Annotated in this window: 16 protein-coding genes; 12 read left to right on the plus strand and 4 right to left on the minus strand. The window is 69.7% G+C overall.

The genetic code is table 11. The features are described 5' to 3' along the window. Nucleotides 1–85: 85 nt before the first annotated feature. Nucleotides 86–568, minus strand: a complete 483-nt coding sequence (locus tag KILIM_RS22885) for a hypothetical protein (protein ID WP_006594623.1) — start codon at nt 566–568, stop codon at nt 86–88. Nucleotides 569–735: 167 nt separating this feature from the next. On the opposite strand from KILIM_RS22885, the gene KILIM_RS20255 reads away from it, so the two are divergent. From KILIM_RS20255 to KILIM_RS20295, 9 genes are all read left to right on the plus strand, one after another. Then, nucleotides 736–1,683 (plus strand): DUF808 domain-containing protein, encoded by a 948-nt coding sequence (locus KILIM_RS20255; RefSeq protein WP_006594624.1) that lies wholly within the window; start codon nt 736–738, stop codon nt 1,681–1,683. Nucleotides 1,684–1,712: 29 nt separating this feature from the next. After that, nucleotides 1,713–2,927, plus strand: coding sequence for a calcium/sodium antiporter (locus tag KILIM_RS20260; RefSeq protein ID WP_006594625.1), 1,215 nt, complete (start codon nt 1,713–1,715; stop codon nt 2,925–2,927). A 224-nt stretch (nt 2,928–3,151) separates the two neighbouring features. Continuing rightward, nucleotides 3,152–6,088: a hydrogen gas-evolving membrane-bound hydrogenase subunit E gene (mbhE, locus tag KILIM_RS20265; protein WP_006594626.1), complete on the plus strand. Its 2,937-nt coding sequence runs from the start codon at nt 3,152–3,154 to the stop codon at nt 6,086–6,088. Continuing rightward, nucleotides 6,088–6,510 (plus strand): sodium:proton antiporter, encoded by a 423-nt coding sequence (locus tag KILIM_RS20270; protein WP_006594627.1) that lies wholly within the window; start codon nt 6,088–6,090, stop codon nt 6,508–6,510. Before mbhE ends, KILIM_RS20270 begins: the two co-directional genes overlap by 1 nt. Next, nucleotides 6,507–8,015: a monovalent cation/H+ antiporter subunit D family protein gene (locus tag KILIM_RS20275; RefSeq protein ID WP_006594628.1), complete on the plus strand. Its 1,509-nt coding sequence runs from the start codon at nt 6,507–6,509 to the stop codon at nt 8,013–8,015. The genes KILIM_RS20270 and KILIM_RS20275 overlap by 4 nt, the downstream gene beginning before the upstream one ends. Further along, nucleotides 8,012–8,395, plus strand: a complete 384-nt coding sequence (locus KILIM_RS20280) for a Na+/H+ antiporter subunit E (RefSeq protein WP_006594629.1) — start codon at nt 8,012–8,014, stop codon at nt 8,393–8,395. The genes KILIM_RS20275 and KILIM_RS20280 overlap by 4 nt, the downstream gene beginning before the upstream one ends. Next, the gene (locus KILIM_RS20285; RefSeq protein ID WP_006594630.1) at nt 8,392–8,646 is read left to right on the plus strand and encodes an MrpF/PhaF family protein; all 255 of its coding nucleotides are present in this window, start codon (nt 8,392–8,394) and stop codon (nt 8,644–8,646) included. Before KILIM_RS20280 ends, KILIM_RS20285 begins: the two co-directional genes overlap by 4 nt. Continuing rightward, the gene (locus tag KILIM_RS20290) at nt 8,646–9,023 is read left to right on the plus strand and encodes a cation:proton antiporter (protein ID WP_006594631.1); all 378 of its coding nucleotides are present in this window, start codon (nt 8,646–8,648) and stop codon (nt 9,021–9,023) included. Before KILIM_RS20285 ends, KILIM_RS20290 begins: the two co-directional genes overlap by 1 nt. A 155-nt stretch (nt 9,024–9,178) precedes the next feature. After that, on the plus strand, nt 9,179–9,442 hold the full coding sequence (locus KILIM_RS20295) for a GlsB/YeaQ/YmgE family stress response membrane protein (RefSeq protein WP_006594632.1): 264 nt from the start codon (nt 9,179–9,181) through the stop codon (nt 9,440–9,442). Between the two features lie 107 nt (nt 9,443–9,549). Here the strand turns inward: KILIM_RS20295 and KILIM_RS23560 are convergent, their stop codons facing one another. Together KILIM_RS23560 and KILIM_RS20300 are read right to left on the minus strand one after the other, a co-directional pair. Continuing rightward, on the minus strand, nt 9,550–9,696 hold the full coding sequence (locus tag KILIM_RS23560) for a hypothetical protein (protein WP_373280996.1): 147 nt from the start codon (nt 9,694–9,696) through the stop codon (nt 9,550–9,552). 89 nt (nt 9,697–9,785) lie between these two features. Continuing rightward, on the minus strand, nt 9,786–10,199 hold the full coding sequence (locus KILIM_RS20300) for a rhodanese-like domain-containing protein (RefSeq protein ID WP_006594634.1): 414 nt from the start codon (nt 10,197–10,199) through the stop codon (nt 9,786–9,788). 338 nt (nt 10,200–10,537) lie between these two features. Between KILIM_RS20300 and bktB the strand changes: the two genes are divergently transcribed. Both bktB and KILIM_RS23565 read left to right on the plus strand, forming a co-directional pair. Next, nucleotides 10,538–11,722: a beta-ketothiolase BktB gene (bktB, locus tag KILIM_RS20305; protein WP_006594635.1), complete on the plus strand. Its 1,185-nt coding sequence runs from the start codon at nt 10,538–10,540 to the stop codon at nt 11,720–11,722. A gap of 512 nt (nt 11,723–12,234) precedes the next feature. Then, nucleotides 12,235–12,696, plus strand: a complete 462-nt coding sequence (locus KILIM_RS23565) for a PadR family transcriptional regulator (RefSeq protein ID WP_040563970.1) — start codon at nt 12,235–12,237, stop codon at nt 12,694–12,696. Nucleotides 12,697–12,718: 22 nt separating this feature from the next. On the opposite strand, the gene KILIM_RS20315 is transcribed toward KILIM_RS23565, so the two are convergent. Next, entirely contained in the window at nt 12,719–13,573 is an 855-nt protein-coding gene (locus KILIM_RS20315; protein ID WP_006594637.1) for a helix-turn-helix domain-containing protein, read from the minus strand. A gap of 143 nt (nt 13,574–13,716) precedes the next feature. Between KILIM_RS20315 and KILIM_RS20320 the strand changes: the two genes are divergently transcribed. Continuing rightward, entirely contained in the window at nt 13,717–14,268 is a 552-nt protein-coding gene (locus tag KILIM_RS20320; protein WP_006594638.1) for a TIGR03086 family metal-binding protein, read from the plus strand. Nucleotides 14,269–14,432 lie beyond the last annotated feature (164 nt).

A 14,432-nucleotide genomic window follows, 5' to 3' on the forward strand; every position in this document is an offset into this window, starting at 1 on the left:
GCGCCTCGACACGCGAACTCGACGCCGCACCAACGAAACAGCGGAATCAGCGGTCCCATCCGGCCCAGGCATGACCCCAAAGTAGTCAGCGACCTGCCTCGATCGAACGGGCGGCGGCGCTGAAATGGTCGATGGCGTGGTCGAAGAAGCGAGCCGTGGCCACATCCGCTGCGCGGCGCAGCACCCGGGGGCGAGTCAACAGCGGCAATCGCGCCGACGTGACCTCCTCCCGCCACGTCAGCCGCGTACTACTGCGGGTGGGGCCCGGCTCGACGGCGATCTGTGCCCAACCGGCCAGCTGCGGCCCCTCCCTGACCAACTCGAAATGCCCCGACTCCGGCTCATCGCCCTCGCCCAGCGGCGACCAGTAGGTGATGCGCATCGTGTCGTCCACCCGCAACGGGCCGACCCGTCGGCGCGCGACGAACCGCCAATCGACTCCGGGCGCCCCCGCGTCACACCAGATCGTCGTGCGGGGCATCGCGTGCGCGTGAGCCGCGAAGTCGCAGACCGCAGCCCACACCGCAGGCGGTCGGGCGCCGACAATGCGGATCAACGTGACAGCCATGCCCCCATCCTCGCCGCGTCGAACCCACCTGTGGGTCGCGTTCCGCCCAGAGCCGCGCTTTGCAGCCGCTTTTGCAGTCCCGCTTTGCAGTCCACCGTGTGCGCTCGCCCGCCAGGCCGGCCGCGGCGCGGTTAACCTGACCCGGTGCTGACAACGAGTGCCGCCCGATGAGCGCCGGGATCGTCGCCCTCCTCGACGACATCGCCGCCCTGGCCCGCATGGCCGCCGCCTCCCTCGACGACATCGGGGCCGCCGCCGGGCGAGCCAGCGCGAAGGCCGCGGGCGTGGTCATCGACGACACCGCGGTCACGCCGCGCTACGTCACCGGCTTCAGTCCGCAGCGCGAATTGCCGATGATCCGCCGGATCGCGGTCGGCAGCCTGCGCAACAAACTGCTGTTCATCCTCCCGGCGATCCTGCTCATGAGCCAGTTCCTGCCGTGGCTCCTCACACCGCTGCTCATGATCGGCGGCACCTACCTGTGCTTCGAGGGAGCCGAGAAGATCTGGCACTCGCTGCGCGGCCACGAGACCACCGGGCAGCAGGCCGCGCAGGAGGCCGTCGAGGGCGAACGCACCCAAGAGCGCGAAGACCAGATGGTCAACGGCGCCATCCGCACGGACTTCATCCTCTCCGCCGAGATCATGGTCATCTCCCTTAACGAGGTGGCCAACGAGCCGCTCCTATCTCGCGCGATCATCCTCATCGTCGTCGCCATCGCCATCACCGCGCTGGTCTACGGCGTCGTCGCGCTCATCGTCAAGATGGACGATGTCGGCCTCTACCTGGCCGACAAGAAGTCCGGGGCGGTCGCCACCCTCGGTCGTGGGCTCGTCACCGGCATGCCCAAGGTCCTGCAGGCCCTGACCGTCGTCGGCGTCGTGGCCATGCTGTGGGTCGGTGGGCACATCCTGCTGGTCGGCACCGACGAGCTAGGCTGGCACGGGCTCTACGGCCTCGTGCACCACCTGGAGGAGGGGGTGGCCGCCGCGGTCCCCACCGGCGGCGCCTTCGTGGGCTGGCTCGTCAACACCGCGGCCTCCGCCGTCGTCGGCCTCATCGTCGGCGCGGTCGTCGTGGCCGTCATGCACCTCATCCCCAGCAAGAAGCACTGAAGCTCACCGGCCGCGCTTAGGCTCGCGCCGTGGAGTTGCTGGATGTCGCGCGGGTCGTGGGCGGCCTCGTCGTGCTGGTCGTCGGCGGCGAACTGCTCGTCTCCGGAGCCAGCGCGCTGGCCCGGCGGATGGGTATGTCCACGCTCATCGTCGGCATGACGATCGTCGCGGTGGCCACCTCGGCGCCCGAGCTGGCCGTCTCCGTCGACGCCGTGCTCACCGGCCAGCCCGAGTTGGCGCTCGGCAACGTCGTCGGCAGCAACACCGCCAATGCGCTGCTCGTCGTCGGCCTCGCCGCGGTCGTCGGGCCGCTCGCGGTGCAGCGACGCCTGCTCAAGCTCGACGTGCCGTTCATGGTCTTCCTCGGCGTGCTGCTCCTGGTGCTCAGCCTCGACGGGCACCTGAGCCCCCTCGACGGGCTCATCCTCATCGGCTGCTTCCTCGCCCACCTCGCCGTGACCGTCGTCCTCGGCCGGCGCGAGTCGCGCGCCGCGAAGACGCAAGCAGCCGCGCCGGCAGCCGGCGAGGCCGACTCGGAAGCGGCGGCGGAAGCGGCGATGGAGGCGGAGGCGCAGGAGCCGCCGATGGCGACCGGCCCGGCGCTGTTGCGGCTGGTCATCGGTATCGGCGGGCTCATCCTCGGCGCGAACGTGCTGGTCACCGGCGCGGTCGGGATCGCGGCTGCCTTCGGGGTCAGCGGCCTGGTCATCGGCCTGACGATCGTGGCGATCGGCACGTCGTTGCCCGAGATCGTGTCCAGCATCGTCGCGGTGCGCCGCGGTGAGCCCGAACTCGTGCTCGGCAACGTCATCGGCAGCAATATCGCGAACATCGGCCTCGTGCTCGGCATCCCGACCCTGCTGCCCAGCCCGCTCGACGGACCGGCCGGCATGCCCGTGCCGGCTGCGGTCGTGGCTCTCGACGCGCCCCTGATGATCGTGGCGATGCTGGCTCTGGCGCCCGTCGCGTTCACCGGCTACGTCATCGCGCGCTGGGAGGGGCTGTGCTTCGTGGCCCTCTACGGCGCGTACCTCGCCTACGTCGTGCTCGCCGCCGCCGACCACGACGCGCTCGAGGGATTCACCCTGGTCATGGTGTGGTTCGTGGCGCCGCTGCTGCTGGTCATCGTGGTCGGACTGGTCGCCTACGAGGCGGGTCTGCGCCAAGCGCGGCGCGAACTGACGCGCGAACGTGACCGGCGCGCGACGGCGGACGAGCCGCCAGGGCCCAGCCAAACGCCCTAGGTTCGGACAAAACAGGCAACGCCGTCAGGCGAGAGTATGCGTTCCGGTGGGTGTGCCCACCCAGCCTGCGCGAACCGCACAAGTAGCCGCCGCTGGGGGAGCCGCCTGGAGGTGGCACGTTGCCCCGGCTATGCACAAAGATGGCCGAACGCCGATCGCTTCCTTGCGATCACGCCAAGGAGCCAGGTCGGGCCCACCCCGCCACGCCGTCGGAAGGAGCCCTTGTGACTCTTGCGCTCGTCCTCGTGGCGGTGACGATCGTCGTCCTGGCCTCCCCGGTGCTGGCGAAGGTCATGGGCCCCGCCGCGGGGTGGGTGTTGGCCGCGGGCCTGGCCGCCTGCGCGGCGATGGTCATCTCGATCCACACCCCGGGCGAGACGACGTCGCAAGTGCTGCCGTGGATCCCGTCGGCCGGCATCGAGTTACGCCTACGCCTCGACGGCCTGTCGTTCCTCTTCTCGATGGTCGTGCTGCTCATCGGCGCGGTCGTCATGGCCTACTCCGCGGGCTACCTCAAGGAGAAGAAGCCCGCGGCGTTCTACGCGCTGATGACCGGCTTCGCCGCGGCGATGATGCTCTTGGTGCTGGCCGACGACCTCGTCGTGCTGTTCGTGGCGTGGGAACTGACGACCCTGTGCTCCTACTTCCTCATCCTGCGCTCGGGGCCGAAGGCGTGCCCGCCGGCCACCCGCACGCTGCTGATCACGGCCGGCGGCGGCCTGTGCCTGCTCGGCGCCGTCGCGATGATCTGGGCGCAGACCGGCACGACCCACCTCTCCGCCGCACTCGTCCACCCGGTGTGGGCCGAGGACCCCTTCTTCGCCGGCGTCGTCGCCTTCCTCGTCGCCATCGCCGCGATGACCAAGTCGGCGCAGTTCCCGTTCCACTCCTGGCTCCCCGACGCGATGGTCGCCCCGGCCCCGGTGAGCGCCTATCTGCACGCGGCCGCGATGGTCAAGGCCGGCATCTTCCTGCTCATGCTGTTCGCCGCCGCCTGTGCGCACTCGCCGGTGTGGCCCTGGATGCTCATCACGTTCGGCCTCATCACGACGGTCATGGGCGGGGTGTTCGCGCTGCAGCGCCACGACCTCAAGGAGCTGCTGGCCTACTCGACCGTCAGCCAGCTCGGTCTGCTTGTCGCGGTCATCGGCATCGGCACCCCCACGGCGATGCTCGCCGCCAGCGTGCACATCCTGGCGCACGCGTTGTTCAAGGCCGCGGGCTTCATGCACGTCGGCCTGCTGGAGAAGCGCTTCGGCAGCCGGCACATCAACGACCTCTCGGGCCTGGCCAAGTCGACCCCGTGGGACTCGGCGATGATCACCATCGCCGCCGCGAGCATGGCCGGGGTCATCCCCACCCTGGGCTTCGTCAGCAAGGAGCTGATCCTGGAGGGGATGCTCGGGTCGCCCTTCGACGGCGCCGGGTCGGGCTGGTTGCTCGTCGGCATCGTGACCCTCGGAGCGATCTTCACGGTCGGCTACAGCGCCCACATGATCTTCAACACCCTGCCCGGGCCGGTCATCAGCACGCCGGTGCGCAAGGGCACCTTTCCGATGGAGTTCGCCATCGCGGTCGCCGCGGGCGGGAGTCTGGTGTTCGGGCTGGCCGTGTTCCTGCTCGACTCCATCGCCGGCCAGTCAGCGGCGAGCGTCGCGCGCGTCAACGCCGACGAGATCCCGTACCTGTCGCTGTGGCACGGCATCAACGCCCCGCTGCTGCTCTCGATCACCGCGCTCGTGCTCGGCCTGACGTTGGCGGCCATCGTGCGGCGCAACCTCGAAGCGGTAGAGCGGCCGCTGCTGCCGTTCACCGGAGTCGAGCTCGTGCAGGGCTGGCAGAACGCCACCATCGCCTTCGGGCGCCGGGTCGGCGATCTCACCCGCACCGACGCCCCCGCCTTCCACCTGGCGATCCCGTCGGCCGGCCTGGCCGTGGCCGCCTTCGGGCTGCCGCTGCTGTGGCACGGGATGCCGACCCAGAGCCCCACCGACTGGCTCGATGTCGTGCTGCTGGGTGCGGTCGTCGGCGGCATCATCGTCGTCATCGGCGCCAAGTACCGGCTCACGGCGATCATCGCGGTCGGCATCGTCGGCTTCAGCGTGGCGCTCTGGTACTTCAGCCTCGGCGCGGCGGATGTCGCGCTCACGCAGCTGCTCGTCGACATCCTCACCGTCGTCATCCTCGTGCTCATCATCAGCCGCCTCGGGCGCCGCTTCCTGCTGACCTCCGGCGGGCCGCGCCGCTACGGGGCCGCCGCGATCTCCCTGCTCGCCGGGGTGGCGGCGACGCTGGCCGCCCTGACGCTGACCGGTCACCGCGGGCTCTCGCCGGTCGGGGAGTACTTTCTGGCGAACGCGCAGGAGGACACCGGCGGCACCAACGTCGTCAACACGATCCTCGTGGACTACCGAGCGCTCGACACCTTCGGTGAGCTCGTCGTGCTGGCGATCGCGGCGCTCTCGGTGTACGCCCTCGTGCAGGCGCGCGCGCTGGTCGACTCGCCGCGCCTGCTCATGCGCCGCTCGAGCCTGGCCAACCCGGTCCGCAACGCGATCTTCCTCGTCGGGGCCGGCCGCATCCTGCAGCCGGTGATGATCTTCGGCTCGTTCTACGTGCTGCTGCGCGGCCACAACGCCCCCGGCGGCGGCTTCATCGGCGCCCTCGTCGGCGCCTCCGCGCTGGCGCTGGCGTACGTCTCCTCCGCCAACGAGGAGGCCCGCTGGATGCGCCTGCCGTACCTGGCGATCGCCGGCGGCGGCATCCTCGTGGCGGTCGGTAGCGGCTTCCTGGGGTACTTCGACGGCTCCTTCCTGCGGCCGCTGCACGCCGACCTGCTCGGCGTGCACCTGACCAGCGCGCTGATCTTCGACGTCGGCGTCTACCTCGCGGTCTTCGGCGTGATCCTCGCGGCTTTGCGGCTGCTGGGCCTGACCAAGCCGCCCCCACGAGCCGCCGCCAGTCCGCCGACACCCGACGGCGCGCCCACCGGGTCGCTGCCGGTCATCGACGACGACGACGACCTGTCCGGCACCGACGAGTGGTCTGACCCGCAGACGGTCGGCATGCAGACGATCGGTGCGCAGGCTGCGGAAAAGCCTGGCGCTGAAAAGTCGGGCGCGCAAAAGCAGAGTGGCGACACGCAGGGGGAGGAGCGCTGATGGGCCTGGCACTGACCATCGGCGTGCTGACCGCCGGTTCGATCTACCTCATGCTGCAGCGCGACTACCTGCGCGTGATCCTCGGGTTCGTCGTGCTCAGCCACGCCGCCAATCTGCTGCTGTTCAGCGCGGGCGGTATCGCGCGGCGCGGCGAACCGCTGGGCGCCAATCCCGACCCCGCGGTGACCGCCGACCCGCTGCCCCAGGCGTTCGTGCTCACGGCCATCGTCATCGCCTTCGCCATCACGATCTACATGCTGGTGCTGTCGGTCACCGGCACCCGGCGGGACGCCGACAGTCAAGCCGACTCCATCGGCGAGGACGACGAGGACGGCGAAGTCGGCGAGGACGGCGAAGTCGGCGAGGACGGCGAGGACGGCGAAGCGGAGGGTGTCGAGCGCGCCGGGGGTGAGCGGGCATGACGTTGGCTTCCCTGCTGCCGCTGTTCGTCGCCATTCCGCTGACGGTGGCGGGCATCACCGCGGCGGCACCCGCGCGGGCGAACTGGGCCCGGGTGTTGCTCATGGTCACCCTGAGCCTCCAGCTCGTCGCCTCGATTGCGCTCGTCTGGCACCTTCGCGACGGCTCGGTGCTGGCCCACCAGGTCAGCGGCTGGGCGCCCGGCATCGCGATCCCGTTCGTCGCCGACCTGCTCTCGGCGCTGATGCTCGTGGTCACGAGCCTGCTGGCGGTGACCTGTTCGGCGTTCGCCATCGCGAGCACCACCGGCAACGTGCGGCTCTACGCCCCGCTGACCGCCGGGCTCGTCGCCGGCGTCAACGGCGCGCTGCTCACCGGCGACATCTTCAACATGTTCGTCTTCATCGAGGTCATGTTGCTGCCCTCGTACGGGCTGCTCATCCTGGCCAAACGCGGTCAGGGCACGCTGGCCTCGCACGCCGGCTCGCGCCTGTACGTGCCGTTCAACCTGTTCGTCTCCACGCTGTTCCTCTCCGGTGTGGCGCTCGTCTACGGCGTCGCTGGCACCGTGAACCTCGCCGAGCTGGCCGGCACCGCCAAGGAGGACACCCTCGTGGCCGCCGGCGCCGGGCTCGCCCTGGCGGCGCTGTGCATGAAGGCCGCGGTCATCCCCACCCACGGCTGGCTGGCCCGGGCCTACCCCTCGACCTCCCCGGCCATCACCGCGCTCTTCTCCGGGCTGCACACCAAGGTCGCGATCTACGCCATCTACCGCATCTACGCGGTGATGTTCGACGGCGACCAGCGCTACCTGTGGATCGGCCTCGTGTTCTTCACGCTGACGATGATCATCGGTGTGCTCGGCGCCGTCGGTGAGGACACGACCCGCTCGATCCTGGCCTTCCACATGGTCAGCCAGATCGGCTACATCCTGCTCGGGGTCGCGCTGTTCACCCCGGTCGGGCTGGCCGCGGGCATCTTCTACCTGCTGCACCACATGATCGTCAAAGCCTCGCTGTTCCTCTCGACCGGCGCGATCGAGGAGCACTACGGCACGAACAAACTGCAGGAGCTGCAGGCCCGCATCCGACGTGAGCCGCTCATCGCGCTCAGCTTCATCATCGCGGCCCTCTCTCTGGCCGGGCTGCCGCCGTTCTCCGGATTCGTCGCCAAGCTGACCCTCATCGTCGCCACCGTGGAGGAGGGGCACCTGTGGGTCGCCGTGGCAGCGCTGGCGGTCAGCCTCATCACGCTGATGTCGATGCTGAAGATCTGGAACGCGGTCTTCGTCAGCCACCGCTCCGACGAGGAGTACCCGCCCTCGGAGCGGATCAAGGTGGCGCGCCGCACCCACGTGCCGGTCGCCCTCGTCATCCCCGGAGCCGTGCTCGCCGCGATCACGCTCGGCCTGGGCCTCGGCGGTGAGCTGCTCTACAACCTTGCGGCCGTCGCCGCGCAGGGACTCATGGACACCAGCGGATACGTCGAGGCGGTGTTGGGCTCATGACCTTCGCATCCCTACTGCGGCTGCCCGGCTTCATGCTGTGGTTCGGCTGGCAGATGTTGAAGTCGTCGTGGTCGGTGATCACAAACATCCTCACGCCACAGTTGCTGCACCCGCTGCGGATCGTGCAGGTGCCGCTGGCCTCCCACCGCGACTGGCAGGTGGCGATCTTCGGGGGGCTCATCACGTTGACGCCGGGCACCATCACGATCGGGGTCGTCACGCAGGACGACGTCACTTACCTGCTGGTGCACTCGATGGAGCACGACACCAAGCAGGAGGCGATCGACGACCTCGTCGAGATGGAGCGGCGCATGCTGGTGGCCCTGCCCGGCCGCGCCCCGCGCCGCACGACCGCCGACCGGCAAGGGGGAGAGAGATGATCACGGCCATCGCCATCGCCGGCCTGGTGTTCGCCGGCCTCTGCGGCTCCTACCGGATCGCCGTGGGGCCCTCCGACGGTGACCGTGTCGCCGCCGCCGACCTGTTGACGTTCTCGTTCATCGGCCTCATCGCCGTCATCGGGCTGCGCGTGGGCAGCCTGGGCAGCCTCGACCTGGTCATCCTCGCGACCCTCGTCGCGTTCCTCGCCGCGGTCTCCCTGGCGCGGGCACTGACCCGAGGAGCGCGCTGATGCTGTCGATCCTGTCCAACGCCTTGGTGCTCATCGGGACCCTGACGTTCGTCATCGCCGGCATCGGCCTGATCCGCCTACCCGACGTGTGCACCCGCATTTCCGCGATCGGCACCGCCGCGGGAGTCGGGGCGGCCTGCATCGTCGGCGGCGTCGCGCTCGCCGACCCGACGTGGGTCAACCTCGTCAAGGGCTTCATCGCGATCCACCTGCAGTTGCTCACCTCCGTGGTCGGGGCCATGGCCATCGCCCGCGCGATGGTGCTCAGCCGCCACCACTTTCACCGGGGCACCGATATCGACGACGGCGTGCGCCTGGGAGTGCTCGACCCGCCGCACCGGCCCGAGCACCGGGAGGAGAACGAGGCCGACCGGTAGTCGGCGGATTTGGTGCAGGCCCGGGTGCATCGTGCGCCTGCCAAATGGGTACCGCTCAAGTGTTGAACTAATTGGATAGCCGCTGACCAGCGGAAACGGATCGCGTCGGTCAGGGGTTCGACCTCATCGCTCCGCACGAACCGAAAGGACTCGACATGCTCACCTGGGGCATCCTCAGTTGGATCATCCTCGGCGGCATCGCCGGTTGGATCGCCAGCAAATTCATGGGCACCGATGCGCAGCAGGGCATCGGCCTGAACATCGTCGTCGGCATCGTCGGTGGCCTGCTCGGCGGCTTCCTGCTGTCGCTGCTCGGGGTCGACGTCGCCGGCTTCGGCATCATCCTCAGCATGCTCACCGCGATCGTCGGCGCCTGCATCCTGCTCTTCGGCGTCAAGGCCATCGCCGGGCGCCGCTGACCGCAGCCAGTGCGAACGACGGGAGGCCGTCCCCTGACGCAGGGGGCGGCCTCCCGTACTCGTGTGCAGCGCTTACATGCGCGAGATGACTTGTGCCAGCAGCCGACCTATCCGCTGCGCGGCCCGGCGCCGGACTCCAGCACCTCGTCGTGGCTCAGCGGCTGACCACCGATGCCGGCGGCCAGATTCGTCACGAGACTCAGCCCCAGTACCGCGACGCCCTGCCCCTCGTACAGGTGAGTGCGGCCCTGCATGAGCAGCACTCAGCGCCCCGGCCAGCTCCAGGCTCGCCATGCTGCCCGGTGGGCCCCGTCGGCGCGTCGAAGGTGCTCACGCCCCAACGCTATCCGGCAACCTCCTCCGAGCGCAGCGTCGGTGCGCCGGCGGCCACCCAGGCCTCGAAGCCGTCGATGACGTCGGTGGCGGCCACGCCCAGGCGCACCAGATTGTGCGCGGCCAGCGAAGAGGCGTAGCCCTGCTGGCACAGGACGATCACCGCGCGCCCCAGGTCGGCCTCCGGGAGGCGCGCCGGGCCGCCTGGTTCGAACCGCCACTCCAGCACGTTGCGGTCGATGATCAGCGGGCGCAGCTCCGGCGCCACCACCCCGTGTTCGTCGCGTTGTGCCTGCGGCCGGATGTCGACGAGCAGCGCCACACCCTGCGCGACGAGGCGGGCCGCCCGCTGCGCGTCGATCCGCTCGTAGGTCGCGCGGGCCTGGGCCAACAGGTCTGCGGTGCTGAGACGTTCGCTGTCCAATCGACTCCCTCTCCGGTGCTCGAAGCGACGTCGCGACGCCCCGACCGTTGGTCGTACCTGGTCATCCTGCCAATGTCGACGAGGAGGTGCCCGCAGGCCGCAAGGCGTGGGCGCCCAGGCTCACATTTATAACGCGCGGCACTGCTATGCATAACTCGGCACGGGGGAATGAGCCGCGGACCGAGCGTGTTCGGGCCTTCATGCGGTCGTCATCTGGCGGTCGCCTGTCATCGCGGCGTCGGACGCGTTAGGTTCGTGCCTAGTGCGCGCACACCGCGACCCGGGTGCGGCAGCAGTGTCGCTGCCCGGCCCCCTATCGGAATTGAGGCATCAACGCTATGACGAACCGTGAAGTCGTCGTCCTGTCCGCCGCACGCTCCGCCGTCGGCACGTTCAACGGCTCACTCGCCGACGTATCCCCTCAGGACCTGGCCACCCAGGTCATGAAGGGCGCGATCGACCGCTCGGGCGTCGACCCCGAGGCCATCACCTACGTGACCGTCGGAAACACCATCCCCACCGATGGCAAGTTCGCCTACGTGCCCCGACTGGCCTCCATCGGCGCCGGCCTGCCGATGTCGTCCGTCGCGATGCAGGTCAACCGCCTGTGTTCCTCGGGCCTGCAGGGCATCGTCACGACGGCCCAGAACATCCTGCTCTCCGACGCCGACTACGGCATCGGTGGTGGCGTCGAGGTCATGAGCCGCGGCGGCTACCTGTCCACGGCGATGCGCACGGGCGCCCGCATGGGCGACACCCAGATGCTCGACATGATGGTGCAGACCCTCACCGACCCGTTCGGTGTCGGCCACATGGGCGTCACGGCCGAGAACCTGGCCAAGAAGTGGGGCATCAGCCGCGAGGAGCAGGACCAGCTCGCGGTCGACTCCCACGCTCGCGCCGCCGCCGCCCGCGAGGCCGGCAAGTTCGCCGACGAGATCGTCCCGATCATCAAGAAGTCTCGCAAGGGTGAGGTGACCTTCGACCAGGACGAGCACATCAAGCCCGGCACCAGCCTCGAGACGCTGGCCAAGATGCGCCCGGCGTTCGACCGCGAGGGCACCGTCACCGCCGGTAACGCCTCCGGCATCAACGACGGCGCCTCGTTCTTCGTGCTCGCCGACGCGGCGACCGCGGAGAAGGACGGCCACAAGCCGATCGCCCGCATCGTCAGCTACGCCGTGGCCGGCGTGCCGAACGACATCATGGGTGAGGGCCCGATCCCGGCGACCCAGGCGGCGCTCAAGAAGGCCGGCATGACGCTGGACCAGATGGAGGTCATCGAGTCCAACGAGGCGTTCGCCGCGCAGGCCATCGCCGTCTCCCGCGGCCTGGAGTTCGACCTTGCCAAGGTCAACCCGAACGGTGGCGCGATCGCCCTCGGCCACCCGATCGGTGCCTCCGGTGCCGTCATCGCGACCAAGCTGCTGCACGAGCTCAAGCGCGTCGGCGGCAAGTACGGTCTGGCCACCATGTGCATCGGTGGCGGCCAGGGCATCGCGGTCATCTTCGAAATGCTCTGATCCGTCAGGGGTTTCACTCTTCGGAAGGGCCGTCGCGGCAGCAGCCGCGGCGGCCCTTCCGCCTGTTCGCTTGCCTTCTTTGCGACAAATAGCGATATATCGTTGACATATCTCGATAGATAGGCGCATGCTGGTGGTCAACGGGGACCGAACACGGGCCCCATGAGCACTGGAGGTGCGCCATGGGCGCAGCAATGAACTTTCCGATGGAGGGCCCCTTCGCCGGGCCTTGGGGATGCGGACCCCGCGGCGAACGTGGTGAACGCCCCGAGGGCGGGCGCCGCGGACCGTGGGCGATGGGCTCGCCCGGCGAGGGTGAGTCGAGCGGCCGTGAGCGGCGAGGCTCGCGTGGCGGTCGGCGGGGTCGGCCGGGCTTCGGCCCAGGTCCCGGCGGCTTTGGCCCCGGCGGCCCGTTCGGGCCGGGTGGACCGTTCGGCCCCGGTGGCCCGTTCGGCCCGGGCGGTTTCGGTGGGCCGGGTCGTCGTGGCGGCGGTCGGGCCCGGCGTGGCGACGTGCGTAACGGCGCCCTCCTGCTGCTGCTCGACGGCCCGCTGAACGGTTACCAGATCATCCAGGAGCTGGCGCAGCGATCCGGTGGGCGCTGGAAGCCGAGCCCGGGCGCGATCTACCCGGCGCTGGCGCAGCTGGAGGACGAGGGCCTCATCGAGGCCTGTGAGCACGAAGGCCGCAAGGCGTTCCGGCTCACCGATGGCGGAACGCAGGAGGCGCGGCGGCTCGGCGAGTCCGGCGCCCCCTGGGAGAGCGACGGCGATGAGGGCGGCGCACACGAGGAGCTCGGGGCCGCGCTCGGCCAGGTCGGGCTCGCGACTCGGGCCGTGCTGGAGACCGGCGACGAGCGCCTCACGAAGGCCGCCGCCGGTGTGCTGGCGTCCGCGCGGCGCGACCTCTATCGGCTCCTCGCCGACGACGAGGCCCCCGACGACATCCAGGACACGGTGGGTCCGAGGAACTGAGTCTGCACGGGGCAGTGGCCGGCTACTTGCTGGCTGGCCGCTCTTCGCTGGTGAAGCGGCGGGCGAAGCGGGCGGGCGTCAGGCCGGTGGCGGCGCGAAAGTCGCGGGTCAGGTGGGCCTGGTCGGTGTAGCCGAGGTCGACGGCGAGGGCGGCGAGCTCGATCTTCGGGTCCCGGAGGCGGCCCGCGGCCTCGTGTAGGCGGCGGCGCCGGATCAGCCACTTGGGGGAGAGGCCCAGGCGTCGTTGGGTGAGTCGCTGCAGCGACCGCTCGGTGAGGTCGAAGCGCTCGCACAGCGCGCTCACCCGCAGTAGTTCGGGGTCGGATTCGACCGCGTCGACGATCGCGTTGATCAGGCGACCTTCTTCATCGACCGGCAGGTAGTCGTGCAGCGCCACCTCGATGAGGTCGCGCGCGGCGGCCTGCGATCCGGGCGCCGCGGGGTCGTTGCTCATCGCCGCGCGCACCGGCTCGATGAGGCGGCCAAGATCGCCGATCTCCCCGAGATCGACGTGCCGGTCGGTGAAGACGTCGACAGGGTGGCCCGTGAGCAGCGACCCGGCGGCCGGCTGCAGCATGACCCCGACCGCCCAGCCATTGCCGGCCAGCGTCGTTGTCGACAGGCCCGACATCACCCCGTAGAAGCGGGCGTAGCGCCCGGAGATGACCATCAGGCACACGGGGTACTGCAGCACCCGCTGCGGTGACTCCTTCCCGGCCGGCACCTGCCACACGGGGATCCAGAATCGCCGCGCCAGTTCGTCCAGTTCGGGCGCCACGTCGAAGCGTGCGATAGCGAATGCGTGGTCGGCCGGGTCGCGCAGGTGGGCGCGCTCGATGTCGTCCGGGATCTGCTCGGGGACGTCGGCGGCGGTCACGCTGGGCACGCTACCCGCGATGCGCCGACGTGTCGGAAAACGACAAGAATGCCCGCCGGTGCGCGCCCTAGTGTCGTACGCACGACGCCGATCCGCGGCGCGCGACAAGCCCGCGAACCGGCTTGCGAACACGGAGGTTTGAAGTGACTACCCATCTGCAGCAGTACGAGCGCCTGGCCGAACCGTTCGGTGCGGTCGTCGAAACGATCGACGACTGGGAGGCGGCGTCACCGTGCGAGGGGTGGAGCGCTCGCGACGTTCTCGCGCATGTGGTGGACACGCAGCGGGACTTCCTCGGCGCGCACGTCGACGTGGGGGCGGCGCCCGAGCTGGGGGACGACTCTGGCGCCGGCTGGCGCTCGCACGACGCCCGAGTTCGGGAGTTGCTGGGTGATCCTGCGGTCGCCGCCACCGAGTTCGAGGGGCATTTCGGGCCCGCGACCGTCGGCGACACGCTCGTCCGGTTCTACGGCTTCGACCTGCTTGTACACCGCTGGGATCTGGCCCGCAGCGCCGGGCGCGACGAGCGGTTCAACGGCAACGAGCTGGGCATCATCGAAGCCGCCGTCGAGGGCTTCGGCGACGCGCTCTACGGCGACGGCATCTGCAAGCGCCCCGTCCCCGTCCCCGAGGGCGCCGATCGGCAGGCCCGCACCCTGGCCCTGCTCGGCCGCGCGGCATCTCCTGTGGCGTAGCGGGCCCCGGGCTGGCTGTGATGCACATCACTCTCGGTGGCCGCCGAGTGGAGTCTCGAGATCAACTGTGTCCCAATGGAACTCGTCGGCATCTGAAGAGTTTGAAGCCGACTGTGTCGCAACGTATTTCACTAATTAGTATTATTGCAAATACAAATTATGTT

It is taken from the genome of Kineosphaera limosa NBRC 100340 (assembly GCF_000298215.1).
Classification (GTDB): Bacteria; Actinomycetota; Actinomycetes; order Actinomycetales; family Dermatophilaceae; genus Kineosphaera; species Kineosphaera limosa.